General features: G+C 32.5%; 26 protein-coding genes. 25 read left to right on the plus strand and 1 reads right to left on the minus strand.

The features are described from left to right. From ACY3JM_RS04235 to ACY3JM_RS04270, 8 genes are read left to right on the plus strand one after another with little or no spacing between them, the layout of a single operon-like run. Positions 1 to 1,530 (plus strand): R3H domain-containing nucleic acid-binding protein, encoded by a 1,530-nt coding sequence (locus tag ACY3JM_RS04235; protein ID WP_463083642.1) that lies wholly within the window; start codon positions 1 to 3, stop codon positions 1,528 to 1,530. Positions 1,531 to 1,540: 10 nt separating this feature from the next. Beyond that, positions 1,541 to 2,149: a dTMP kinase gene (gene tmk, locus ACY3JM_RS04240; RefSeq protein ID WP_463082429.1), complete on the plus strand. Its 609-nt coding sequence runs from the start codon at positions 1,541 to 1,543 to the stop codon at positions 2,147 to 2,149. Between the two features lie 10 nt (positions 2,150 to 2,159). Then, complete coding sequence (locus ACY3JM_RS04245) at positions 2,160 to 2,486, plus strand: cyclic-di-AMP receptor (protein WP_463082428.1); 327 nt, start codon at positions 2,160 to 2,162, stop codon at positions 2,484 to 2,486. 2 nt (positions 2,487 to 2,488) lie between these two features. Then, positions 2,489 to 3,469: a DNA polymerase III subunit delta' gene (holB, locus tag ACY3JM_RS04250; protein WP_463082427.1), complete on the plus strand. Its 981-nt coding sequence runs from the start codon at positions 2,489 to 2,491 to the stop codon at positions 3,467 to 3,469. Beyond that, positions 3,466 to 4,362, plus strand: a complete 897-nt coding sequence (locus ACY3JM_RS04255) for a PSP1 domain-containing protein (RefSeq protein ID WP_463082426.1) — start codon at positions 3,466 to 3,468, stop codon at positions 4,360 to 4,362. Before holB ends, ACY3JM_RS04255 begins: the two co-directional genes overlap by 4 nt. A 4-nt stretch (positions 4,363 to 4,366) precedes the next feature. Further along, entirely contained in the window at positions 4,367 to 5,140 is a 774-nt protein-coding gene (locus ACY3JM_RS04260) for a hypothetical protein (protein WP_463082425.1), read from the plus strand. Continuing rightward, positions 5,133 to 6,428: a replication-associated recombination protein A gene (locus ACY3JM_RS04265; RefSeq protein WP_463082424.1), complete on the plus strand. Its 1,296-nt coding sequence runs from the start codon at positions 5,133 to 5,135 to the stop codon at positions 6,426 to 6,428. The genes ACY3JM_RS04260 and ACY3JM_RS04265 overlap by 8 nt, the downstream gene beginning before the upstream one ends. Next, positions 6,404 to 7,582 carry a divergent polysaccharide deacetylase family protein gene (locus tag ACY3JM_RS04270; protein ID WP_463082423.1) on the plus strand — a complete coding sequence of 393 codons (1,179 nt, stop codon included), beginning with the start codon at positions 6,404 to 6,406 and terminating at the stop codon, positions 7,580 to 7,582. Before ACY3JM_RS04265 ends, ACY3JM_RS04270 begins: the two co-directional genes overlap by 25 nt. Here the strand turns inward: ACY3JM_RS04270 and ACY3JM_RS04275 are convergent. After that, positions 7,506 to 9,209 carry an alpha-amylase family glycosyl hydrolase gene (locus ACY3JM_RS04275; protein ID WP_463082422.1) on the minus strand — a complete coding sequence of 568 codons (1,704 nt, stop codon included), beginning with the start codon at positions 9,207 to 9,209 and terminating at the stop codon, positions 7,506 to 7,508. The genes ACY3JM_RS04270 and ACY3JM_RS04275 overlap by 77 nt on opposite strands. Before the next feature lie 94 nt (positions 9,210 to 9,303). Here ACY3JM_RS04275 and ACY3JM_RS04280 point away from each other — a divergent pair, with 94 nt between their 5' ends. From ACY3JM_RS04280 to upp, 17 genes are all read left to right on the plus strand, one after another. Continuing rightward, on the plus strand, positions 9,304 to 10,251 hold the full coding sequence (locus ACY3JM_RS04280; RefSeq protein WP_463111775.1) for a carbohydrate kinase family protein: 948 nt from the start codon (positions 9,304 to 9,306) through the stop codon (positions 10,249 to 10,251). A 51-nt stretch (positions 10,252 to 10,302) separates the two neighbouring features. After that, positions 10,303 to 11,349 carry an RIP metalloprotease RseP gene (gene rseP / locus ACY3JM_RS04285; RefSeq protein ID WP_463082420.1) on the plus strand — a complete coding sequence of 349 codons (1,047 nt, stop codon included), beginning with the start codon at positions 10,303 to 10,305 and terminating at the stop codon, positions 11,347 to 11,349. Continuing rightward, entirely contained in the window at positions 11,349 to 12,413 is a 1,065-nt protein-coding gene (ispG, locus tag ACY3JM_RS04290) for a flavodoxin-dependent (E)-4-hydroxy-3-methylbut-2-enyl-diphosphate synthase (RefSeq protein ID WP_463083641.1), read from the plus strand. The genes rseP and ispG overlap by 1 nt, the downstream gene beginning before the upstream one ends. Then, positions 12,403 to 13,917, plus strand: coding sequence for a ribonuclease Y (gene rny / locus ACY3JM_RS04295; RefSeq protein WP_463083640.1), 1,515 nt, complete (start codon positions 12,403 to 12,405; stop codon positions 13,915 to 13,917). The genes ispG and rny overlap by 11 nt, the downstream gene beginning before the upstream one ends. Positions 13,918 to 13,920: 3 nt before the next feature. Beyond that, positions 13,921 to 14,706 (plus strand): TIGR00282 family metallophosphoesterase, encoded by a 786-nt coding sequence (locus ACY3JM_RS04300; RefSeq protein WP_463082419.1) that lies wholly within the window; start codon positions 13,921 to 13,923, stop codon positions 14,704 to 14,706. Positions 14,707 to 14,752: 46 nt separating this feature from the next. Further along, positions 14,753 to 15,016, plus strand: a complete 264-nt coding sequence (locus ACY3JM_RS04305) for a stage V sporulation protein S (protein WP_012548757.1) — start codon at positions 14,753 to 14,755, stop codon at positions 15,014 to 15,016. A 128-nt stretch (positions 15,017 to 15,144) separates the two neighbouring features. Continuing rightward, positions 15,145 to 15,351: a 50S ribosomal protein L31 gene (gene rpmE, locus ACY3JM_RS04310; RefSeq protein ID WP_012583166.1), complete on the plus strand. Its 207-nt coding sequence runs from the start codon at positions 15,145 to 15,147 to the stop codon at positions 15,349 to 15,351. A gap of 2 nt (positions 15,352 to 15,353) precedes the next feature. Beyond that, a complete protein-coding gene (gene thyX, locus ACY3JM_RS04315) occupies positions 15,354 to 16,010 on the plus strand; it encodes an FAD-dependent thymidylate synthase (protein WP_463111776.1) in 657 nt (218 codons plus the stop codon). Positions 16,011 to 16,016: 6 nt separating this feature from the next. Next, complete coding sequence (locus tag ACY3JM_RS04320; protein ID WP_463082417.1) at positions 16,017 to 16,613, plus strand: thymidine kinase; 597 nt, start codon at positions 16,017 to 16,019, stop codon at positions 16,611 to 16,613. Next, positions 16,603 to 17,487, plus strand: a complete 885-nt coding sequence (locus ACY3JM_RS04325; protein ID WP_463111777.1) for a DUF1385 domain-containing protein — start codon at positions 16,603 to 16,605, stop codon at positions 17,485 to 17,487. Before ACY3JM_RS04320 ends, ACY3JM_RS04325 begins: the two co-directional genes overlap by 11 nt. Beyond that, positions 17,465 to 18,568, plus strand: a complete 1,104-nt coding sequence (prfA, locus tag ACY3JM_RS04330) for a peptide chain release factor 1 (RefSeq protein ID WP_463082415.1) — start codon at positions 17,465 to 17,467, stop codon at positions 18,566 to 18,568. The genes ACY3JM_RS04325 and prfA overlap by 23 nt, the downstream gene beginning before the upstream one ends. Further along, positions 18,555 to 19,400 carry a peptide chain release factor N(5)-glutamine methyltransferase gene (gene prmC / locus ACY3JM_RS04335; RefSeq protein ID WP_463082414.1) on the plus strand — a complete coding sequence of 282 codons (846 nt, stop codon included), beginning with the start codon at positions 18,555 to 18,557 and terminating at the stop codon, positions 19,398 to 19,400. The genes prfA and prmC overlap by 14 nt, the downstream gene beginning before the upstream one ends. Then, positions 19,388 to 20,401 (plus strand): L-threonylcarbamoyladenylate synthase, encoded by a 1,014-nt coding sequence (locus ACY3JM_RS04340; RefSeq protein WP_463111778.1) that lies wholly within the window; start codon positions 19,388 to 19,390, stop codon positions 20,399 to 20,401. Before prmC ends, ACY3JM_RS04340 begins: the two co-directional genes overlap by 13 nt. Before the next feature lie 2 nt (positions 20,402 to 20,403). Next, entirely contained in the window at positions 20,404 to 20,841 is a 438-nt protein-coding gene (locus tag ACY3JM_RS04345; RefSeq protein WP_463082412.1) for a low molecular weight protein arginine phosphatase, read from the plus strand. After that, positions 20,838 to 21,284, plus strand: a complete 447-nt coding sequence (gene rpiB / locus ACY3JM_RS04350; protein ID WP_463082411.1) for a ribose 5-phosphate isomerase B — start codon at positions 20,838 to 20,840, stop codon at positions 21,282 to 21,284. The genes ACY3JM_RS04345 and rpiB overlap by 4 nt, the downstream gene beginning before the upstream one ends. Next, the gene (locus ACY3JM_RS04355; protein WP_463111779.1) at positions 21,281 to 22,525 is read left to right on the plus strand and encodes a serine hydroxymethyltransferase; all 1,245 of its coding nucleotides are present in this window, start codon (positions 21,281 to 21,283) and stop codon (positions 22,523 to 22,525) included. Before rpiB ends, ACY3JM_RS04355 begins: the two co-directional genes overlap by 4 nt. 4 nt (positions 22,526 to 22,529) lie before the next feature. Continuing rightward, positions 22,530 to 23,153, plus strand: a complete 624-nt coding sequence (gene upp, locus ACY3JM_RS04360) for a uracil phosphoribosyltransferase (protein WP_463082409.1) — start codon at positions 22,530 to 22,532, stop codon at positions 23,151 to 23,153. Positions 23,154 to 23,165: the final 12 nt, after the last annotated feature.

Raw genomic sequence — 23,165 nt, forward strand, 5'->3', positions numbered from 1 at the left:
ATTTTGGTTCAGCAAATAGTTGATGATTTAGATAAATTTTTATCTATATTTCCTGCGGATATTAAAGAAAAATTGGAAAAGGATTCTGATGTTAAGGATCTTATAGAGGTTGTATTAGATCTTGGTAGGGAAATAGAAGCGAGATTTTATAAAAAAACTATTATTTTTGAAGGAAGATATACTACAGAGGAGGATTTAAATTATATTATTGCCAGAGTTGGCGAGTTTAGTGGTGATAAAAGGGCTGGCATAGAAAGAACATTACACAGAATTTCAGCTATTGAAAATAGACATGGAAGAATTATAGGTTTAACTTGTCGTGTGGGTAGGGCAGTTTTAGGTACTGTAGATATAATAAGAGATGTTATAGAAAGTGGAAAAAATATTCTACTATTAGGAAAACCTGGAGTTGGTAAGACCACCCTTCTTAGAGAGACCGCAAGGGTTTTAGCTGATGAATTAGGTAAAAGGGTAATAATAATAGATACTTCTAATGAAATTGGTGGGGACGGTGATATTCCGCATCCTGCTATTGGTAGAGCAAGGAGAATGCAAGTGCCAAATCCCTCAAAACAACATGATGTGATGATAGAGGCAGTAGAAAATCACATGCCAGAAGTTATAGTAATTGATGAGATTGGTACAGAGCTTGAAGCAAAAGCAGCTCGAACTATTGCAGAAAGAGGGGTACAACTTATTGGTACTGCTCATGGAATAACCTTACAAAACCTTTTATTAAACCCTACATTATCGGATCTTGTGGGTGGTATACAAGTTGTAACTTTAAGTGATGAAGAGGCAAAAAGAAGAGGTACCCAAAAAACGGTATTAGAGAGAAAAGCTCCTCCAACCTTTCAAGTTGTAGTAGAGATACAAGAAAGGGATAAGCTGGCTATTCATCATGATGTAGCAAAAACAGTAGATGCATTATTAAGAGGTTATATTATAAGACCAGAGATAAGAGTAAGGACTGCAGAAGGTGAAGTAAAAAAGGTTGAGGCTTCTGTACTGGAAATTTCTTCTCAAGAGACTGAGGAGTCAGTCGTTAAGATAGATAAAAAGACAGATGTCCTTAAAATTTATCCTTATGGTATAAGTAGAAATAGATTGGAAAAAGCCATTCGAAATCTTGGTGTACCAGCTTTCATAGTAAAAAATTTATCAGAAGCAAATTGTTTACTTATATTGAAAGCTCATCAAAAGAGGGCTAAGGATTTACTTAAAGAGGCAGAAAAAAGAAAGATAGATATAGCAGTATTAAGAAGTAATACTGTGACACAAATTGAAAGGTTTTTAGGAGAAAGATTTGGTATTAAAACTGTAGGAGGAAAGAGTAGCGAAGAAGAAGAGGCCTTAAGAGAAGCTCAAGAAGGAATTGAATATGTTCTTACCCATGAAGAACCCTATGAATTGTCTCCTCAACCTGCCTATATAAGGAGATTACAGCATCAACTTATTCAACAATATGGTTTACATTCTGAGAGTGTTGGGGTGGAGCCCTTTAGAAAAGTAAAAATATTCCCAGCATAGATTTATAAAAATGGAAAGATCTGTATTTATAACTTTTGAAGGTTTAGATGGATCTGGAAAAAGTACTCAGATTTCAATACTTAAAAATTATTTGGAAGATAAAGGTGTAAAGGTCTATGTAACTCGAGAACCTGGAGGAACAGAGGTAGGAGAAAAAATAAGGTCTATCCTTTTAGATCCAGATTTAGCATTAAGACCATGGACCGAAGCTTTTCTCTATATAGGATCAAGAGTAGAAAATACAGAAAAGATTAAGGAAAAGCTTCAAGAAGGGTTTTGGGTTCTATGTGAACGTTATATGGATTCTACTATAGCTTACCAAGGATATGGTAGAGGTTTACCAATAAATATATTATCTGATCTTAATAAGATTGCGACTTCCAATTTGATACCCCATATAACCTTTCTTATTGATATAGATCCTTATAAGTCTTTGAGTAGAAAAAAGAATTTTGATAGAATAGAAAGGGAAAATTTAGAGTTCTATAATAAAGTAAGAAAAGGATATTTAGAAATAGCTGAAATTGAAAAAGATAGATTTGTAGTAATTTCTGGAGATAGACCAAAGGAAGAAGTAAGTAAAGACATCATTGCTTATTTGGAAAGAAAATATCTTTAGAGGTGGATAAATGAAATTAGTTTTTGCTATTATTCAGGAAGAGGACTGGAAAAAAGTTAGAGAGATTCTCTTAGAGAAGAACTTTTCCTTGACCTTCTTCAGAAGTAAAGGAGGATTTTTAGAAGAAAGTAGTGTTACTATAATGACTGTTGTAGAAGATGATGAATTTGAGGATTTTATTACAGTTTTAAAAGAAAATTGTAAGGAAAGAGAAAAAATAATTATTCCTCCTCTTCCTTCTGTAGAACTTTTAAGGATGGTACCAATGCCTGTTAAGGTAAAAGTTGGCGGAGCCATTGTGTTTGCTGTAGATGTGGCTTATTTTGAGAAGATTTAGAGATGGCATTTAAAGAGATTATAGGTCAGGATTTAGCTATAAAAATACTCAGGAAATCCCTTAAGGAGAACAAAGTATCCCAAACCTATCTTTTTGTGGGTCCTGAAGGGGTAGGTAAAAAGTTAACAGCTATTTCTTTGGTTCAGGCTTTAAATTGTAAAGTAGAACCTTTTGAGGGATGTGGGGAGTGTGAGACTTGTCTAAGTATAAAGAAATTGAGTCATCCTGATCTATTTTATCTTCAACCTGATGGAATGTGGTATAAGATACAGCAGATTAAAGATTTGAGAAGGGAAGCTTATTTAAAGCCTTATGTAAGTAATTATAAGTTTTTTATTTTAGACGATGCTCATCAATTGAGAAATGAAGGGGCAAATGCCCTTTTGAAGATACTTGAGGAGCCTCCGGAATATACCATATTTATATTGATAGCTTATCGTCCTGAGCTTCTTCTTCCTACTATAATATCAAGGAGTCAGATTATTAATTTTTCATATCTTAACGAGGAAGAAGTCCGAAAAATTATAGAAGATAGAGTTCCAGAAGATAGAATTGATATATTAATATCTTTATCCCAAGGAAGTGTTGGAAAGGCTTTGTATTGGAATGAAGAAGAAAATTGGAATAAAAGAATTGAACTTTTTAAATACTTAACTTTACTAAAGAAAGAAAAATTATATTCTCCATTTGAGGTAGTTGATTTTCTTGTAGAAGAAAAGGATAATGAAAAGATAATTAATTATTTAGAATTAGTTCTTTTTTGGTGGAGAGATATGTTTTTCTGGAAACTATTACAGAAAGAGGATTTTATAACTCAGAAAGATTTTTCTATAGAGATTGCGAGAAAATCTCAAGAATATTCCTTAGAGGATTTGAAAATTTTCTTTAGAATGACGCAGGATGCTATTAGGAATATTAGAAATAATGCAAATTTGACTCTTACAATAGAAACCTTATTTTTGAGAGTAGGGATAAAAGGATGATGGAAGAAATTAAGGCTAAAGAATATGTGGTAGGTATTAGATTAAGAAGTTTGAAGGTTTATTATTTTTCTACTAATGATTTGAATTTAAAAGTAGGAGATTGGGTAATTGTTAAAACTGTACAAGGAACAGAGGCAGGTAGAGTAGCAATTCCACCCTTTGAGCCTCCAGATGGTTTTCAACCTCCATCTCCCTTAAAACCTATACTAAGAAGAGCAACAGAAGAAGATTTAGAGAAGATAAGAGGATATAGGGAAAAGGAGAAACAAATTTTAGAGTATGCTCAAAAAAAGGCAAATGAAATGTCTCTTCCTATGAAAATGCTTGCTTGTGAAATAACTTTTGATTATAGCAAGATAACGATACATTTTGCTTCTGAAGATAGAGTAGATTTTAGAGAATTAGTAAAAGATCTTGCTTCACAATATAAAACAAGAATTGAATTACATCAGGTAGGAGTAAGAGATGAAGTAAAATATATGGGAGGCTTAGGAATATGTGGTAGAGAAGTGTGTTGTCATCTTTTTTTGCAAGAATTTGAATCTATTTCTGTTAAGATGGCAAAGGAGCAATCTTTGGCTTTAAATCCATTAAAAATATCTGGAATATGCGGAAGACTCATGTGCTGTTTAGCTTATGAATATGAAACATATCAAAAAATTAAGGAAGAGATGCCTCCCAAAGGTAGTATTGTAGAAACTAAGCAGGGGAAGGGAGTAGTAGTAGATCATCATGTACCATTAAGTAAGCTTATTGTAGAATATGACGAAGAAAGAAGAGAATTAGTATCTTTAGATGAAGTGATTAGGGTTTATACAAAAGAGGAAAGGGATAATGACAAAGATAAAGTACTGGAAAAAATTCTAAAGATGTTAGAGGAAGATAAAGATTGATTTAATGAATTCTGAAGAGGTAAGAAGAGCACTTTGGCGTAGAGGATATGAGATAATAGAAGAATGTCCTATTGAGAGGGTGATAGTACCTAAAGGAGGGGAGTTTTTAGACGAATATTATCAAAGACTTTTTAATTATAGATTTAGACGCTTTTTAGGTGATCTTTTACTATTTAGAAAAGATGATTATATTGATTGTGAAACTCTTTTTTCTCGCTGGAAAAAGGATGAAGTAGAAGAACAATGGAATTTTTTATTGAAAGCTCATATTATAGAAAGTTTAAAAGAAGATCAGTATTTGTTTTCTTACTTTTATTTGGATAATTTTGGAGAAACTTTAGAGTGGTTCATATCAGAGATATTTAAAAGGGAATTTTATATGCCCACGATTTGGGGAATAAAAATAAAGGAGATTAAAGGTGGAGGAGACTTTGATATCCTCTCCATATTAGAGAATAACTTATTGTATGTGGAGTGTAAAACAAGTCCTCCTAATAATATAAGACTAAGAGAAATTTGGGAATTTTTAAGAAGAAGAGAAGTATTAAAACCAAAGATTACAATATTTTTTATTGATACAACATTAAAAATAGAAAGAAATATAATTGAAAATATATATTCTCTATTAGAAAGAAGATTTATGAAAAGTAAAAAAATAAATGTCTTCTCTTTAAAAGATGGTGTATACGCTTTTGATAATGGGATTTATATAATGCAAAGTAAGGGAGATATAATAAAAAATTTTCAGGTGGTTTTTAGGCACTTCTTAGATGGATAGGCAAGAAAAGCTATTTAAAGAGGATAATAGTTTTCAACCTCTTTCATACAGAATGAGGCCAAGAAGTTTTGATGAATTTCTTGGTGCAGAGGAGATTATAGGTGAAGGATCTTTTTTAAGAAGGACAGTTCAAAAAGGTTATTTACCTTCCCTTATTATCTTTGGCCCCCCAGGATCTGGAAAGACTACCCTTTCTATTCTGTTAGCTAAGGAGATAAATGCTGATTTTATAGAATTAAATGCTGCTATAATTGGAGTACAAGATCTTAAAGAAGCCCTTCAAAAAGCTCAAAGAAATATTGAACTTTATAAAAAGAAAACTGTTTTATTTCTTGATGAAATACATCATTTCAATAAATTACAACAAGATGTGCTACTACCCTTTGTAGAAAAAGGTATAATAATTCTTATAGGTGCTACTACTGAAAACCCTCTTTTTGCTTTAAATACAACCCTTCTTTCTCGTTGTAGGATTATAGAACTGAAGCCCTTAACGGATGATAAACTAAGGATATTAATTGACAGAGCAATAAAAGATAGAGAAAGAGGTTTAGGAGGAAAAAACATTGTAATCTCTCAAGATGCTGTTGATGAAATAGTTAGGTTTGCCAATGGTGATGCAAGGATTGCTCTTAATACCTTAGAAATTGCTTCCTTTGTTGCAAAAGCTGATGAAGATGGAAAAGTCCTTATTGATGCATCTGTGGTAAGAGAGGTAATAGGGAAAAGGGTGATAAGATATGATCAAAAAGGGGACGAGCATTATCACACTATATCAGCATTTATTAAAAGCATAAGAGGTTCTGATCCCGATGCTGCTTTATATTATCTGGCTAAGATGCTTCTTGCAGGAGAAGATCCGCGATTTATTGCTCGAAGACTTATAATCCATGCTGCTGAAGATATAGGAATGGCAGATCCTTTAGCCTTATTGATTGCTCAGTCTGCATATTATGCTGTGGATGTGGTAGGTATGCCAGAGGCAAGAATTCCTTTAGCTGAAGCTACCATATACCTTGCGACCGCTCCAAAGAGTAATAGTGTGATATCTTCCATAGAAAAAGCCATGAATTACATACAGGAGAAAGGAGTGTCAGAGATTCCAAAGCATTTATGGGGAAGTTCTCCTGATTATTTGTACCCTCATGATTTTCCGGAACATTTTGTAATTCAAAGATATTTACCATATGATGTGAATGAGGTTTTTTATAATCCAACTGAGCAAGGAAAGGAGAAAATAATAAAAGAAAGGATTAAAAAATTATGGAAAGAAAGATATGGAAGATAGGAATTTTATTTTTATTTTTTCTATTGGTTTTTTATGGATGTAAGGAAAACAGAAAAGAGGAAGTTTTAAAAGATGATAAAAAATTTGTGAAAAATAGGATTGAAATAAATGTTGAATCAGATGAAATAAATAAAATTTTATCTGAATATAAGCCTTTTATAGAAAGATACATAATAGAGGGAAAAAGAAGAGAAACTGGAGATTATATTATAAATTGGAAGTTATATTCTGTTTATTTTAGATCAACTGTCTATAATACTCAGATTAGAAAAGAAATAATTAAAAATTATGACATTAGGAGAACCATATCTTCTAAATATGAAAAGTATATTTTAAGTTCAGATATAGATCTTCCTAATGGTGATTCAATTGAGCTTGATAATATATTTTTATATTTTCCAATTTACATATCTCATAAGTCATCTCAGCCCAAAATAGCCTTCGTGGTAGATGATTTAGTGGAAGATAATTATTGGGTTGAAGAATTATTATCTTTTCCTTATACATTGAATGTTTCTATAATTCCTACATCACATACAAAGGACTTAGCATATAAGTTTGTCAAAAAGGGTTGGGAAGTAATGATGCATATTCCTATGGAATCAATTACTTATCCGAAAGATGCAAAATATTTAACTTCAGAAGCAATAATGAGTGGTATGAGTGAAGGGGAAATAGATAAAATTGTGAACCTTCATCTAAAGAGATTTGGAGATGCTAAAATATGTTGGGTTAATAATCATATGGGATCGAAAGTTACAAAAGACGATGAAACTATGGAGAAGGTGTTAAAGGTTTTCAAAAAATATGGCCTAAGCTTTTTGGATAGTAAAACTATTTTAAATTCAGTAGGGAAAAAAATCGGTAATAAAGTGGGAGTTCCTGTTTTAGAAAATATGTTATTTATAGATCATGAGAATCAAGAGGATAGAATAAAATACAGGTTTTCTCAAGCTATTAAGATAGCTGAGAGGAAAGGTTGGGGTATATTCATATTTCATTTAAGACCAAAGACCATAAAGGTGTTAAAAGAGCTTTATCAGGAAGGATTTTTTAACAATGTAAAATTAGAGAAAATTAGTGATTTAGCTCAAGAAGTATATAACCCTCAAAAGGATGAATTATCAAATCATTCTTATAAATCTTGTTATTAAATAAATTTTTGAAAACACCATTAAGATATATATTTTTTTCATCTTTTGTATTATTTATTATTACCAGTATTTTTTGATCATCATAAATCTTGTAAAAGCTAATAATATCCTTTATAGGGCCTAAGGTAAAATCTCCTTTATATAGGGCTGGATAATTTTTTCTGATTCTTGATAGTTTTTTATAAAACTCAATAAGTTCTAAATCTTGTTTGGTTTCATCCCAGGGTATAGGTAGTCGTACATACTCATGAAGAGCCCTGTTTCCTTCTAACATGTTTCTATATTGATTAGCACCCATCTCTTGTCCATTATATATTATGGGTATATCATTAAGTGAAAATTGAAATATGGAAGCTATTTTTAATAATCTTTTGTCATTAGCTACAAAAAGGAATCTATTAGAATCGTGATTTTCTAAAAACGAAATTAGCCTTATATGATTCTTGTAAAATTTATATCTTAAATCTATAATTTTCAAAAATTCTTTTAATTTCCATTTTTTACCTATAAAAGACTCTCTTATTAATTTAAAAAGGTAAAAATCAAGTACTCCATCCATTTTCCCTATAAACCTTCTTACATATTCGGGAGTATCTACTATCTCCCCAAAATGAAAAGTTTCAGGAAAATCTCTTTTTATGGAATAATAGTATTCAGTCCAAAAATTGATATCTGGTCCAATTGCATAATCCAATCGATATCCAGATATTCCGAAATTTTTAATCCAATATTTAGCTGCATCTATAATATATTTTCTTGCCTCTCTATTTTTTAGATTTATCTGTGGCATGGATTTTACTCCAAAGAATGATTCATAAGAATTATCGTCCTTAAAAATGAACCAATTTCTGTATTTACTATCTTTATTATTCAATGCATCTTGAAATATAGGATTTAAATAGGATAAATGATTTGGTACAAAGTCCAGAATTATTCTAATTCCTCTTTCAAATGCATCATTAACTAATTTTTTGAGATCATCTTTATTACCCCATGCGGGATCAATTTCAAAATAATCCTCTATATCATATCCATGATAAGAAGTTGATTTAAATATAGGAGAAAGCCAAATTGTGTTTATACCTAAGGATTCTATATAATCAAGGTGATTGATAACTCCTTTGATATTACCTCCAAGTTTCTCTTTTAGATTATTAGATAAACTCACTTCAAAATTATCTTTTGCAAATCGATCAACAAAGATGTGATATATTATGCTTTCTTGGGACCACTTTGGTGGTTCAAATTCATCAATGGAAAAGGAAAAATAATCTTTTTCATAATCATCTTCCGGATTTAATGTTATTTCAATTATACCTTCTTTGTTCAAAGGAGGAATTTGGGCTTCTAAGATTTGTAAAAAACTAAAAAAATCATTATCCCAAATCACATCTTTAATTTCAATTGAAACTTCTTGTATTTCTGATGTTTGGGATTTTATTTTATAATAAATAGTCTTATAATTCTGAGATGGAGTACAAGTAAATATAACTTTAATTTCATCCTTAGGAGTTGGATCTTCAGGAATTATTTCTATGTAAGGAAACTTTTCAAGCTCTTCTATTTTTCTATTTGATAAAAATTCTTTTTTTTCTAAATCTCCAAAAATTTTATCATCTATATACATTTCTCCTTACCTCTTTATATTAACTCGTGTTAGTTTTATTCTATCATAGGTTATAATTAAATACAATATTTTTTATGTGGAGGTTAAAGAAAATATGATATTAGTATCTGGAGAATCCTTAATAGATTTTACGCCTATATCTTTAGGAGATGGATATGCGTATGTACCTAATCCTGGAGGATCTCCATATAATGTTGCTATTACCCTTGGAAAGCTTAGAGCACGTGTATATTTCTTTGGTAAAATTTCTTATGATCCTTTTGGGGAGATTCTTTATTCTAATCTTATAAAAAATAATGTGGATACATCTTTTGTGTTAAGAGATAAATACCTTACTACTTTAGCTTTTGTAATATTAAAGGACAGTGAACCTTATTTTATGTTTTATGGGGATAATACTGCTGATACTATGCTTAAAGAAGAAGAGATTCCTTTTATTGATTCACAAAAAGTGAAAATCCTTCATTTTGGATCTATATCAATGATTAGAGAACCTGGTTGTTATGTCTTTGAAAAAATGATTTTTGAAAATTACAAAAATTGTATAATTTCCTTTGATCCAAACGTAAGACCAAATCTAATTGTGAATAAGGAACAGTATTTATCAAGATTTGAAAATTGGGTAAGTAGGGTGGATATATTAAAAGTAAGTTTGGCAGATTTGAAGTGGTTATATGGAGAAGAGGATTTAGACAAAATTGCTGAGAAATTTATTAATTTGGGAGTTAAAATTTTTGTGGTTACTTTAGGAAAGGATGGATCTGTTGCTTATCAAAAATCTAATTATGTTAAAGTGCCAGGTATGAAGGTAAAGGTTATAGATACTGTGGGAGCTGGAGACTCTTTTATGGGGGGCTTTTTATATTATTTATATAAGCTTGGCAAAACAGTTAAAAAAGAAATATCCAATCTTTCTTTAGAAGAGTTAAAAAATATTCTTATTTTTGCTAACAGTGTAGCTGCTTTAACTTGTACAAGGCGTGGTGCTAACCCCCCTAATTTAGACGAGGTTGAAAAATTTATGAGTAACCTGTATTATTGAATAGAATTTTAGATTTTTAGGAGAAGAGATAAAAAAGGAGTGAAAAAATAGATGGATATTATTTTGTTTTTGGTCCTTTTTGCTATACTTACTGTACCGCATGAACTTGGACATTTTATATTAGCTAAACTTTTTGGGGTTAAGGTTTTTGAATATGCTATTGGTTTTGGCCCTAAGCTTTATGAATACAAAGGTAAAGAGACTAAATTTGTATTGAGGTTGATTCCTATTGGTGGTTTTGTGAAAATGGCTGGTGTTGATGATTTAGAGTTACCAATAGAAGAGGAGGTTCCAGAAGAAAGAAAATTCTATAAAAAGGCTCCATGGCAACGCTTCTTAATACTTTTTGCAGGAGCCTTTTTTAATTTTTTGGTTGCTTTTCTTTTATTTGTAAGTATTTTTTTAATTGGAATTCCTCAACCTATACCTATAATTGATAGAGTAGTAGAAGGTAAACCAGCTCAAATGGCAGGTTTTCTACCAGGTGATAAAATTATCTCGATAGAAGGTATAAAAATAGAAAAAATAGAGGATGCAGTAAATCTTATTACAAAATCTATAAAAAGCCCTAATGATAGAAAAGAAATAACAGTGGATGTGGAAAGAGATGGTAAACTAATTACTTTAAGGGTTATACCTCAATGGGATGAGGAGAGAAAGGGAGGTATTATAGGTATTGTCTTTAGATCAATCCCTAAGAGATATCCTATAACATTAGCACTGAAAAATGGATTTGCTATGCTAATCAATGCTTTTTTGCTTATTTTCTTTGTATTAAAAGCACTTTTTACAGGAGCTCAAGGGATATCAGTTTCAGGTCCGATTGGTATTGCCAAGATGACGGGAGAAGTAGCTTCTTTAGGGCTTGTATATTATCTTAATTTTACAGCACTGTTAAGTGTACAACTGGGGATATTTAACTTAATTCCATTTCCTGCTTTAGATGGAGGTAGGATATTGTTTATTATTCTTGAGAAAATAAGGGGAAAGCCTATTGAAACTAAAAAAGAAGAAATAGTACATTGGATAGGTCTACTAATTCTCTTATTTCTCATGATCATTATTACTTTCTTTGATGTGTTAAGACTTAGAAAGTGATGGGAAGAGGAACAAGGGTAGTAAAAGTAGGAAATGTAGAGATTGGTGGAGATAATCCTGTAAGAGTACAGTCTATGACTAAGACTCCTACAGTAGATGTTAAGTCTACTCTTAGACAAATTAGAAGATTGGCTAAGAAGGGTTGTGAGTTAGTAAGGTTAGGAATACCTGATAAAGACTCAGCTTTAGCTCTGGGAAAGATAAAGAAAAAGAGCCCTATTCCTATTATTGCTGATATACACTTTGATTATAGACTTGCTTTAATAGCTTTGGAGCAAGGGGCAGACAAATTGAGAATAAATCCAGGTAATATTAAGAATCCTAAATATATATCTTTAATAGCAAAGGAAGCAAAAGCAAGAGGCGTACCAATAAGAGTAGGTAGTAATGCTGGTTCTTTGAGCAGGGAGATTCTTGAAAAATATGGTGGAGTTACTCCTGAGGCATTGGTAGAGAGCGTTTTAAATGAGATTAGATTATTAGAGGAGAATGATTTCACTGATATAGTTGTGTCTGTTAAATCTTCATCTGTTCCTTTGACTATACAGGCTTATAAGCTACTTTCTTCCCAAGTAAAATATCCTCTCCATATAGGAATAACAGAAGCTGGTACACTTGTTCCAGGAAGTGTTAGGTCCGCAGTAGGAATTGGTATCTTACTTTATGAGGGTATTGGTGATACAATTAGGGTTTCTCTTTCTGCTTCTCCAGAAAAAGAAGTAGAAGTAGCATACCATATATTGGAAAGCTTAGAATTAAGGCAAAGAGGTATAAAAGTTATTTCGTGTCCCATGTGTGCAAGAGCTCATTTTCCAGTAGAAAAAGTAGCTAAAGAAATAGAAAAAAGATTTAAGGATTTTCCATTAGATATAACGATAGCTGTAATGGGATGTGAAGTAAATGGTCCTGGTGAAGCGAAATGGGCAGATATAGGAATTGCAGGCTCAAATAAAAGAGTTATAATTTTTAAGTATGGTAAGATAGTAAAGGAGACAACATGGGAAAAAGCAATTTTGGAATTAGAAAAAGAGCTTGAAAAATGGAAGGAGGTGAATTCAAATTAGCATATTAATAGCTTTAATCACACTTATTATAGGAGTTGGTCTCGGGTATCTTATAAGGAAAAATATTGAGCAAAAAACAATACAAGTCGCAGAAAAGAGAGCAGAGGAGATAGTTAAAAAGGCTGAAGAGGAAGCAGAAGAAAGGAAAAGAACTGCTTTATTAGAAGCTAAAGAAGAAATTTTTAAATTAAGGTCTGAGACTGAAAGGGAAATTAAGGAAAGAAGACAAGAGCTTTTCAATTTGGAGAAGAGAATTCTTCAAAGAGAAGAAAATTTAGAGAGAAAAGAGGAAATTCTCTCCAATAAAGAAAGAGAAATAGATAAAAAACTCGAAAATCTAAAGAAATTGGAAGAAGAAGCATTTATGGAGCTTCAAAAGGTTGCTCAGATGAGTAGAGAAGAAGCTCGTGATATTATTCTCAAGAAGGTGGAAGAAGAATTACAAAGAGATATAGCTATGAGGATAAAAGAAGCAGAGGCAAAATATAAGGAGATAGCAGATGAAAAGGCTCGAGAGATTTTAACGGAAGCAATTCAGAGATGTGCAGTGGATCATACTGTGGAATCTACAGTATCTGTTGTTAGTTTGCCCAGTGAAGAAATGAAGGGAAGAATAATAGGTAGAGAAGGAAGAAATATAAGAACTTTTGAGACTTTGACAGGTGTAGATCTTATAATTGATGATACTCCAGAGGCTGTGGTTCTTTCTTCCTTTGATCCAGTAAGAAGAGAAATTGCTCGAATTGCCTTAGAAAGATTAGTAAAAGATGGGAGAATTCATCCTGCAAGAATAGAAGAAATGGTAAATAAAGCAAGAAAAGAAGTAGAGAGTAAGATAAGAGAGGAAGGAGAAAGAGCTTCAATAGAAGTAGGTCTTCAAAATTTACATCCTGATTTAGTAAGGGTTTTAGGAAGACTTTATTATAGATCCAGTTATGGACAAAATGTTCTTCAGCACTCAATTGAGGTTGCAAAAATTGCAGCAATTATTGCTGCAGAATTACATGCGGATGTAAATTTAGCGAAGAGGGCTGGGCTTTTACATGATATAGGAAAAGCTATAGATTATGAGGTTGAGGGATCGCATGCAACCTTAGGAGCTGATCTTTTAAAGAGATATGGAGAGCATCCAGATGTGATCCATGCAGTAGCAGCTCATCATGAAGAGATTCCTCTTATTAAGACTTTAGATGTTATAATTCAAGTAGCGGATAGTATCTCTGCAGTAAGGCCTGGATCAAGAAGAGAAAGCATAGAAATTTACATAAAGAGACTGGAAAAGCTTGAGGAGATAGCTATGTCATTTCCTGGTGTAGAAAAGGCTTATGCCATTCAGGCAGGAAGAGAAGTTAGAGTGTTAGTAAGCCCTGAAGAAGTTGATGATTTGACAGCTACTAGATTAGCTTATCAGATTGCTAAAAAAATTGAGAAAGAAATGGAATATCCTGGTCAAATAAAAGTTACTGTAATAAGAGAAACAAGGGCTGTAGAGTACGCAAAATAAGTTATGAATATTCTTATACTTGGTGATATAGTAGGAAAAATAGGGAGAAGAGGTGTAGGGCTTCTTCTCCCTCAAATTAAAAAAGAATATGGAATTGATTTTACAATTGCAAATATTGAAAATGCTGCTACCGGATTTGGTATTACTGAAAGTGTTTTGAAAGAATTAATGGATTATGGTATAGATGCTTTTACAAGTGGTAATCATATTTGGGATAAAAAAGAAGGGATCTCTGTTTTAGAGAATTACGAGAGAGTATTAAGACCTGCTAATTATCCTTCGGGAGTTCCTGGTAGAGGCTATATTACAGTCTCATATTATGGCAAAAAAATTGGTATAATTAATATACAAGGACGTATTTTTATGGAACCTATTGAAAATCCGTTTACAGTAGTGCATAATATAGTTGAAGAAATGGAAAAAGATACTAAAATAATAGTAGTGGATATGCATGCTGAAGCAACGTCTGAGAAGATAGCTATGGGATATTTTTTAGATGGAAGAGTAACAGCAGTAGTAGGTACACATACACATGTTCAGACAGCTGATGAGAAAATTCTCCCAGGGGGAACTGGTTATATATCTGATTTAGGTATGTGTGGGGCTTACGATTCTATATTAGGTGTAGATAAGGAGGCTGTTCTTAAGAAATTTCTTCTCCAAATACCTCAAAAATTTGATGTACCAGAAAAAGGACTTTTTAAAGTGGAAGGGGTGATTATAGAGGTAGAAGAAGTAAATGGAAAGACAAAAAACATTATCAGGTTACAAAGGAGGGGAGAAATTTAAAATTTAAAAGTCTGCCATGGGAAGAACATATAAAGGAGGTAGGTTTATGGTAGAAGTATTAAAAGTTTCCGCTAAATCTAATCCTAATGCAGTAGCTGGTGCATTAGCAGGTGTAATTCGTGAAAAGGGACGTGCTGAGATCCAAGTAATTGGTGCTGGAGCTGTCAACCAAGCAGTTAAAGCAATTGCTATTACCAGGGGTTATGTAGCTCCAAGTGGCATTGACTTAATTTGTATTCCTGCATTTACTGATGTACAAATTGATGGAGAAGAAAGAACAGCCATCCGTTTTATAGTTGAGCCTCGTTAATTTAAATTGAAGTAAAGGTAAGTAAAAAGGAGGCAGGAAGATTTTCTTTCTGCCTCCTTATAATTTTTATGGTATAATTTTTCAGAATGTAAATTTGGAAATTTTATAGTAAAGAAAGGAGAGGAAACATGAAAAAAGGTATTCATCCTGAATTGAAAAAAGCAAAGATAGTATGTGCATGTGGGGCTGTTTATGAGACTTTATCAACAAAGGAATATATGACAGTAGAAATATGCTCTAAATGCCATCCATTCTTTACAGGTCAAAGAAAATTTGTGGATACGGAGGGAAGAGTAGAAAGATTTACTAAAAAATATAATTGGGAAATTAAATAAAATTGAGGGTAAAACTAATAGCTTATACGCCAGAGCCCGAAAAAGTATGTGCTCTGGCTATGAGATTATGTCATTATCAAGGAAATATTGAAGAGTTGGAAGAAAAACTAACTCTTGAGGAGATTTCTCGTCTTTTAAAAAAGGCAAAAACCTTACAACATTTTTCCATATTTGAGCATGCTAATTTTACTTTTTATATAGAAGGTATATCAAGAGTTACTACTCATCAGTTAGTGAGACATAGGATTGCATCTTATTCACAACAAAGTCAGAGGTATGTAAAAATAAGGCAAGAATATGTAATTCCTGAGTCTATATTGATAGATAAGGAGAGGGAAAAAGTATATAAAGAAACTTTAGATAAAGCCTTTAATGCTTATGAGGAACTTGTAAAAATGGGAGTTCCTAAGGAGGATGCAAGATATCTATTACCCCAAGCTGTGGAATCTAAAATAATTGTTACTATGAATGCCAGAGAACTACTTCATTTTTTTACGTTAAGAACATGTAATTCTGCCCAATGGGAAATAAGGGAGATGGCTTGGGAAATGTTAGATTTGGTTAAAAAAGTAGCACCTAATATATTTGAAGATGCAGGACCGTCTTGTTTTAGAGGTACATGTCCTGAGGGAAAGAGCTGTATTCCTAAGAGAAGGTGATAATTTATGGAATTTATGAATATGCCTTCAGGGTGGATAGAGGTTATTTGTGGAGGAATGTATAGTGGAAAAAGTGAAGAGTTAATTAGAAGAGTTAGAAGAGCACAAATTGCAAAACAAAAAGTGCAAGTTTTTAAGCACAGTTTAGATACAAGATATGATAAAGATTATATAACATCTCATACAGGTTTGAAGATAGAGGCGATAGCTGTGAGTAATAGTGCAGACATAGAAAAGTATGTAGACGAGGATACTCAGGTTGTAGCTATAGAAGAAGGACAATTCTTTGATATGGGAATTGTAAAAGTTTGCCAGAGATTAGCAGATAAAGGGAAAAGGGTTATCGTGGCAGGTTTAGATCAGGATTTTAGAGGAGAACCTTTTGGCCCTATGCCATATTTAATGGCAGTAGCAGAATACGTTGATAAACTTCATGCTATTTGTATGAAATGTGGAAATTTAGCCAGTAGAACTCAAAGAATAATTAATGGAAAACCTGCATACTATGACGATCCAATTATTTTAGTAGGAGCTTTTGAAAGCTATGAAGCAAGATGTAGAAATTGCCATACAGTTTTAAGGAGAGATAAAGATGAAGAATAAAAAAGAGTTAGTTGGTGGACAAGCAGTTTACGAGGGAGTAATGATGAGAAAGGGAATAGATATTGCTGTTGCTGTAAGAGACCCAAAGGGAGAAATTATTGTAAAGAAAGAGAGATTACAGCCCTTTTTTAAAAACTGGACAAGAATACCTTTACTAAGAGGTCTTATGGTTTTAATGGATTCTCTCTTTTGGGGAATAAAAGCATTGAATTATTCCACATCGATTGCTTTTGAGGAAGATGAAAAACCAACCAGTAATGCCGAGATAGGTATTGCATTAATTTTAGGATTTCTTCTTTTTGTTGCATTATTTATTGTCTTACCCCTTCTTATATTAAAACCTATAGAGGTATATATAAATTCTTTAATAATTTTGAGACTTTTAGAGGGAATTATAAGATTAGCTATTTTTGTAATTTATCTTTATTTGATAAGTAAGATAAAAGAGATCTATAGAGTTTTCCAATATCATGGTGCAGAACATAAGACGGTATTCTGTTATGAGGCAGGAGAAGAATTAACAGTTGAGAATTGCAGGAAATATCCTCGTTTTCATCCCCGCTGTGGAACCTCTTTTCTATTGGTAGTAATGATAGTAAGTATAGTTATTTTTGCCTTTTTAGGTAAACAGCCTTTTCTTTTAAGAATTATTACTAGAGTTTTGCTTATCCCATTGATTTTTAGTATATCTTACGAGATAATAAAATTAGGATCTGAGCATATTGATTCTATTTTTTGGAAAATCTTGCTTAAACCAGGGTTATGGATGCAGTATTTTACAACAAAAGAACCAGATGATATGCAATTAGAAACAGCAATTGTAGCTTTAAAGGAGGTGACACTGGAGGAAAATGCTTCAAGATATAGTGATTGAAAAATTAGAAGAAATAGAAAAAAGATTTAATGAGATTGAGGATCTCTTAGCTCAACAGGAGGTAATTAATGATTTTAACAAATACCAGAATCTTCTTAAAGAAAGAGCAAAAATTACGGAAATAGTAGAGAATTTTAGAGATTATAAAAAATTATTGAAGGAAAAAGAAGATTTAGAAGAAGTATTAAGAGAAGAAAATGATGAAGAGATTAGAAATTTAGCTGAGATGGAATTGGAAGAAATAGAAAGAAAGATTGAACAAAAGGAGTTTGAATTAAAATCTGCTCTTTTGCCTAAGGATCCTAATGATGAGAAAAACATTATTATGGAGATAAGAGCAGGAGCTGGAGGAGAGGAGGCTGCCCTTTTCGCTGCAGATCTTTTTAGAATGTATATTGGATATGCCCAGAAGAAGGGATGGAAGGTAGATATTGTGAGTTCTAACCCAACAGGACTTGGGGGTTATAAAGAGATTATATTTATTGTTGAAGGTAAAGGTGCTTATAGTAGGCTCAAATTTGAGAGTGGAGTGCATAGAGTTCAGAGAGTACCTGTGACTGAGTCAAGTGGAAGAATTCATACATCTACCGCTACTGTTGCGGTTCTTCCTGAAATGGAGGAAGTGGAAATAGAAATTGATCCTAAGGATCTTAGGATTGAGACTTTTAGATCTGGTGGGGCAGGAGGACAACATGTAAATAAGACAGAATCAGGAGTAAGAATAACCCATATACCATCTGGAATTGTGGTTCAATGTCAAGACGAGAGATCTCAGCATCAAAATAGAGAAAAGGCCATGAAAGTTCTTAGAGCAAGATTGTATGAATACTATCAAAAGGAAAAAGAAAATGAGATCGCTTCTCAAAGAAGAGCTCAAGTAGGAAGTGGGGAAAGAAGTGAAAAGATAAGAACATATAATTTTCCACAAAGAAGAGTTACAGATCACAGAATAAATTATTCATCTTTCCAATTAGAAGAAGTGTTATCAGGAGAGCTGGATGAGTTTATAGATAGGCTCATCCTTGCTGAAAAAGAAGAGCAAATTAAAAAACTTTTTGAAGAAGTAAGTGCAGGCTCTTAGAGAAGTATTATTTTGGTTAAAAAGAGAATTAGAAGACATAGATCCAGATTCTGCATATTTGGAGGCTGAATTACTTATATCCTACGTTCTAAATAAAGATAGAAGCTTTATTTATACGGTAGATTTTATTGAAGAAGAAAAGGTAAAGGAGATTAAAAAACTATTAGGTTTAAGGAAAAAAGGAATACCTATAAGTTATATCCTTAAGAAAAAATTTTTTTATGATTATGAGTTCTTTACAGATAAAGGGGTTTTGATACCGAGAAATGAAACGGAATTATTAGTAGATGTGACTATTGATACTATCAAAAGTTATTCTTCAAAAAAAATTGTTGACATCGGGGTAGGTAGTGGTAATTTAGCAGTAACGTTAGCTAAGAAAATTGACAATCTCACTGTTTATGCGTGTGATATATCACCTTTTGCTCTAAAATTTGCAAAAATTAATGCTCAAAAATATGGGGTTATAGATAAGATTAAATTCTTCTTAGGACCTTATCTACACCCTATTATCATGAGAAATTTACAATTTGATTTAATATTAAGTAATCCACCATATATTGCTTCTTGGGAAATGCCTTTTCTTCAAAAGGAAGTTAAAAGAGAGCCTTGGGAGTCTCTTTATGGTGGTTGGAATGGTTGTGTTTTTTATGAGAATATTATTAAGGACTTGAAAAAGATGGATAAAGGTGTATTTATTTTTGAAATTTCACCGTTTATTTATGACAATTTAGTAAAATTGATTAAAAGAACCTTTCTTAAGTTTGAATTTCATGTATACAAAGATCTTTCCCAAAAGAATAGAGTGATCAAATTAATATGGTGGAAATAATTAAGGTAGATAGAAACAATCCAGATGAAAAGATTTTAAATATAGCGATTGAAGTATTAAGAAGAGGTGGTCTTGTGGCTTTTCCTACAGAGACTGTCTATGGTCTTGGGGCTGATGCTTTGAATGAAGAGGCTGTTAGAAGAATTTTTGAAGCTAAAGGTAGGCCACCTGATAATCCCATTATTGTTCATGTAGGAAATATGGAGCAAGTCTATAGTCTTGTGGATGATGTTCCACATGATGCTGAGAGATTAATGGAAGCTTTTTGGCCAGGGCCATTAACTTTAATTTTCTATAAATCACCTATAGTTAGTGATATAGTTACAGGTGGAAGTCCCAAAGTGGGTATAAGAGAACCTCAAAATAAGGTTGCTTTAACCCTTCTAAATCTTTTTGGACGGCCAATAGCTGCTCCTTCTGCAAATGCTTCCGGAAGACCAAGTCCTACTAAGGCTGAACACGTTCTTGAGGATTTAGGAGATAAGGTTGATTTAATAATTGATGGGGGAGATGTAAGTTTTGGAGTAGAATCTACAGTTTTGGATATAACTACTGATCCACCTGTTTTATATAGGCCTGGAGCATGTCCAAAAGAAGAAATTGAGAAAGTATTAAAGAAAAAAATAGTTTTTTGGAAAGAAGTAAAAAAAGAAGATATTCCCTCTCCTGGCTTAAAATATAGACATTATGCTCCTAAGGTACCTTTATACATTATTGAAGAGTTTAATGAAATATGGCAAAATAAAATAAAATCTTGGATAAAGGAAGGTAAAAAAGTGGGAGTTCTTGCTTCAGAAGAAACCAGAGATGTTTATCCAAAAGATCTTAAAATTTATGTTATAGGAAGTAGATCTGATCTATATAATATTGCTTTAAATTTATTTCCCTCCTTACGAAGATTGGAGAAGGAAGTTGATATTATTCTTGCGGAATCTTATCCAGAAGAGGGAATAGGTCTTGCAATTATGGATAGACTAAAGAGAGCAGCAGGTGATAAATAGTGATGATATTATTCGTTTGTACAGGAAATACTTGTAGAAGTCCAATGGCAGAATATCTTTTTCGTAAGCTTATTAAAGAGTATGATATAGAAATTGAAGTTTCCTCGGCAGGTATATTTGCTTTGGAAGGAAATAAGGCATCTATATATTCTCAAGAAGTAATGAAAGAGATAGGTGTTGATATTACAAATCATTCTTCTAAAAAAATAGATAATGAACTCATGGAAAGAGCTAATTGTGTTTTTACTATGACAAAAGAACAAGCTGAGATTTTAAAAAGTGTTTATCCTAAATATAGCTACAAAATATCTACTCTAAGTGATGAAGATATTTTGGATCCATATGGTAAAGATATAGAGACGTATAGAGAAGTTCGTAATAAGATAGAAAAAGAATTAAAAAACTTAATCAAAAATATGATGGTGAGGGTAGATCTATGAAGATTGCAATTGGGGCTGATCATGCAGGATATTTATTAAAAGAAGAATTAAAAAAATGGTTAGAAGAATGGAATATTAGTTATCATGATTTTGGAACTTATTCGGCAGAAAGAACAGATTATCCTGATTATGGGATATTAGTAGCAAGGGCTGTGGCAAGAGGGGGTTTTGAAAAAGGTATATTAATTTGTGGTACAGGTATAGGTATGAGTATTGTAGCTAACAAAGTAAAAGGTATAAGAGCTGCTTTATGTAGAGATCCTTATGAGGCAAAATTAAGTAGAGAACATAATGATGCAAACATTTTGGCATTAGGAGGGAGAATCCTTGGTTATGATTTGGCAAAGGAGATAGTAAAAGTATGGCTAAATTCTGAGTTTACTGGTGGAAGACATAAATTAAGAATTCAAAAAATATCTATGATTGAGGAGGAGGAGCTGTGAAGTACTTACCTAATGTAGATCCTGAAATTTATGAAGCAATAAGGGGTGAAGAATATAGGGAGGAGTATCATTTAGAACTTATAGCCTCTGAAAATTTTGTAAGTAGAGCTGTTCTTGAGGCTCAAGGTTCTGTTCTTACTAACAAGTATGCTGAAGGTTATCCTGGAAAAAGATATTATGGTGGTTGTCTTTATATGGATAGGGTAGAGGATATAGCAAGAGAAAGAGTAAAGGCTATTTATGGTGCTGAGCATGCAAATGTTCAACCTCATTCTGGAAGTCAAGCAAATATGGCTGTTTATTTTGTAGTGTTAAATCCTGGAGACAAGGTTTTAGGTATGAATTTGGCACATGGGGGACACTTAACTCATGGAAGTCCTGTAAATTTTTCTGGTAAATTTTTTAATTTTTATTTTTATGGAGTAGATAAAGACACTGAGAGAATAAATTATGATGCTGTTTGGAATTTGGCAAAGGAAGTAAAGCCAAAACTTATTGTTGCTGGGGCAAGTGCGTATCCTCGTATTATTGATTTTGAAAAATTTTCAAGTATAGCAGAGGATGTAGGTGCTTATCTTATGGTTGATATGGCACATATTGCAGGGCTGATTGCTGCAGGGTTGCATCCATCTCCTGTCCCTTATGCTCAATTTGTTACAAGTACTACTCATAAAACTTTAAGAGGGCCAAGAGGAGGTTTTATCCTTTGTAAAAAAGAGTTTGCAAAGGAGATTGATAAGGCTATATTTCCAGGTATTCAAGGTGGTCCTCTTATGCATGTAATTGCAGCCAAAGCTGTAGCATTTAAAGAGGCTATGTCTCCTGAGTTTAAAGAGTATCAAAGGCAAATTATATTTAATGCTAAAGCTCTTGCTGATGAACTTATGAGACTTGGATATAGATTGGTAAGTGGTGGTACTGATAATCATCTCATGTTAGTAGATTTGAGAGATAAGGGTATTACTGGAAAAGAAGCTGAAAAAGCATTAGAAGAAGCTGGTATTACTGTGAATAAAAATTCAATACCCTTTGATCCTCAACCGCCTACTGTTACAAGTGGTATAAGAATTGGTACACCAGCTTTAACTACAAGAGGTATGAAAGAAGGTGAAATGAGATATATTGCGAGACTTATTCATGAGGTTTTATCAAACATAAAGGACGATAAAGTAAAGGAAAAGGTAAAAAGTGAAGTAGAAGAGCTTTGCAAGCAATTTCCAATTTATAGAAAGGAGAATTAATTAAATGGTTAAATTGGTTGATCATCCTTTAGTTCAACATAAACTTACAAAATTAAGAGATAAGAATACACAGCCCAAAGAATTTAGAGAATTACTTTCAGAGATATCAAGCCTTATGCTATATGAAGTTACAAGAGATTTACCATTAAAAGAAGTGGAAGTGGAAACTCCTCTTGGTAAAGCAAAGGGAAAAGTTTTAAACAATAAAGACTTAGCGATAGTGCCTATATTGAGAGCTGGTCTTGTAATGGCTGAGGGTATGTTACAAATTCTTCCTTCAGCTAAGGTTGGTCATATAGGACTTTATAGAGATCCAAATACACTTCAACCAGTCCAATATTATACTAAGCTACCAGAAGACATAAGCGAAAGAGAAGTAATTGTAGTTGATCCAATGCTTGCTACTGGTGGATCAGCAATTGCAGCCATATCAATTTTGAAATCAAAGCAAGTTAAAAACATTAAATTTGTTTGTATAATAGCTGCTCCTGAAGGTATTAAGGCTTTTAAAGAGGTTCACCCAGATGTGGAAATTTATACTGCTGCTGTAGATGAGTATCTAAATGATCACGGATATATAGTGCCGGGGCTTGGAGATGCAGGAGACAGACTTTTTGGAACCAAATAATATTACTTTAAA

The organism is Dictyoglomus sp. SSW, from assembly GCF_055181335.1.

Coding starts and splice junctions, on each gene's coding strand:
- ACY3JM_RS04345 (WP_463082412.1), top strand. CDS start 20,404: ATGATATTATTCGTTTGTACAGGAAATACTTGTAGAAGTCCAATGGCA.
- rseP (WP_463082420.1), top strand. CDS start 10,303: ATGGATATTATTTTGTTTTTGGTCCTTTTTGCTATACTTACTGTACCG.
- ACY3JM_RS04340 (WP_463111778.1), top strand. CDS start 19,388: ATGGTGGAAATAATTAAGGTAGATAGAAACAATCCAGATGAAAAGATT.
- ACY3JM_RS04260 (WP_463082425.1), top strand. CDS start 4,367: ATGAATTCTGAAGAGGTAAGAAGAGCACTTTGGCGTAGAGGATATGAG.
- ispG (WP_463083641.1), top strand. CDS start 11,349: ATGGGAAGAGGAACAAGGGTAGTAAAAGTAGGAAATGTAGAGATTGGT.
- ACY3JM_RS04270 (WP_463082423.1), top strand. CDS start 6,404: ATGGAAAGAAAGATATGGAAGATAGGAATTTTATTTTTATTTTTTCTA.
- ACY3JM_RS04280 (WP_463111775.1), top strand. CDS start 9,304: ATGATATTAGTATCTGGAGAATCCTTAATAGATTTTACGCCTATATCT.
- ACY3JM_RS04320 (WP_463082417.1), top strand. CDS start 16,017: ATGGAATTTATGAATATGCCTTCAGGGTGGATAGAGGTTATTTGTGGA.
- rpmE (WP_012583166.1), top strand. CDS start 15,145: ATGAAAAAAGGTATTCATCCTGAATTGAAAAAAGCAAAGATAGTATGT.
- rpiB (WP_463082411.1), top strand. CDS start 20,838: ATGAAGATTGCAATTGGGGCTGATCATGCAGGATATTTATTAAAAGAA.
- ACY3JM_RS04255 (WP_463082426.1), top strand. CDS start 3,466: ATGATGGAAGAAATTAAGGCTAAAGAATATGTGGTAGGTATTAGATTA.
- ACY3JM_RS04325 (WP_463111777.1), top strand. CDS start 16,603: ATGAAGAATAAAAAAGAGTTAGTTGGTGGACAAGCAGTTTACGAGGGA.
- ACY3JM_RS04245 (WP_463082428.1), top strand. CDS start 2,160: ATGAAATTAGTTTTTGCTATTATTCAGGAAGAGGACTGGAAAAAAGTT.
- ACY3JM_RS04275 (WP_463082422.1), bottom strand. CDS start 9,209: ATGTATATAGATGATAAAATTTTTGGAGATTTAGAAAAAAAAGAATTT.
- upp (WP_463082409.1), top strand. CDS start 22,530: ATGGTTAAATTGGTTGATCATCCTTTAGTTCAACATAAACTTACAAAA.
- holB (WP_463082427.1), top strand. CDS start 2,489: ATGGCATTTAAAGAGATTATAGGTCAGGATTTAGCTATAAAAATACTC.
- ACY3JM_RS04305 (WP_012548757.1), top strand. CDS start 14,753: ATGGTAGAAGTATTAAAAGTTTCCGCTAAATCTAATCCTAATGCAGTA.
- prfA (WP_463082415.1), top strand. CDS start 17,465: ATGCTTCAAGATATAGTGATTGAAAAATTAGAAGAAATAGAAAAAAGA.
- tmk (WP_463082429.1), top strand. CDS start 1,541: ATGGAAAGATCTGTATTTATAACTTTTGAAGGTTTAGATGGATCTGGA.
- ACY3JM_RS04300 (WP_463082419.1), top strand. CDS start 13,921: ATGAATATTCTTATACTTGGTGATATAGTAGGAAAAATAGGGAGAAGA.
- ACY3JM_RS04265 (WP_463082424.1), top strand. CDS start 5,133: ATGGATAGGCAAGAAAAGCTATTTAAAGAGGATAATAGTTTTCAACCT.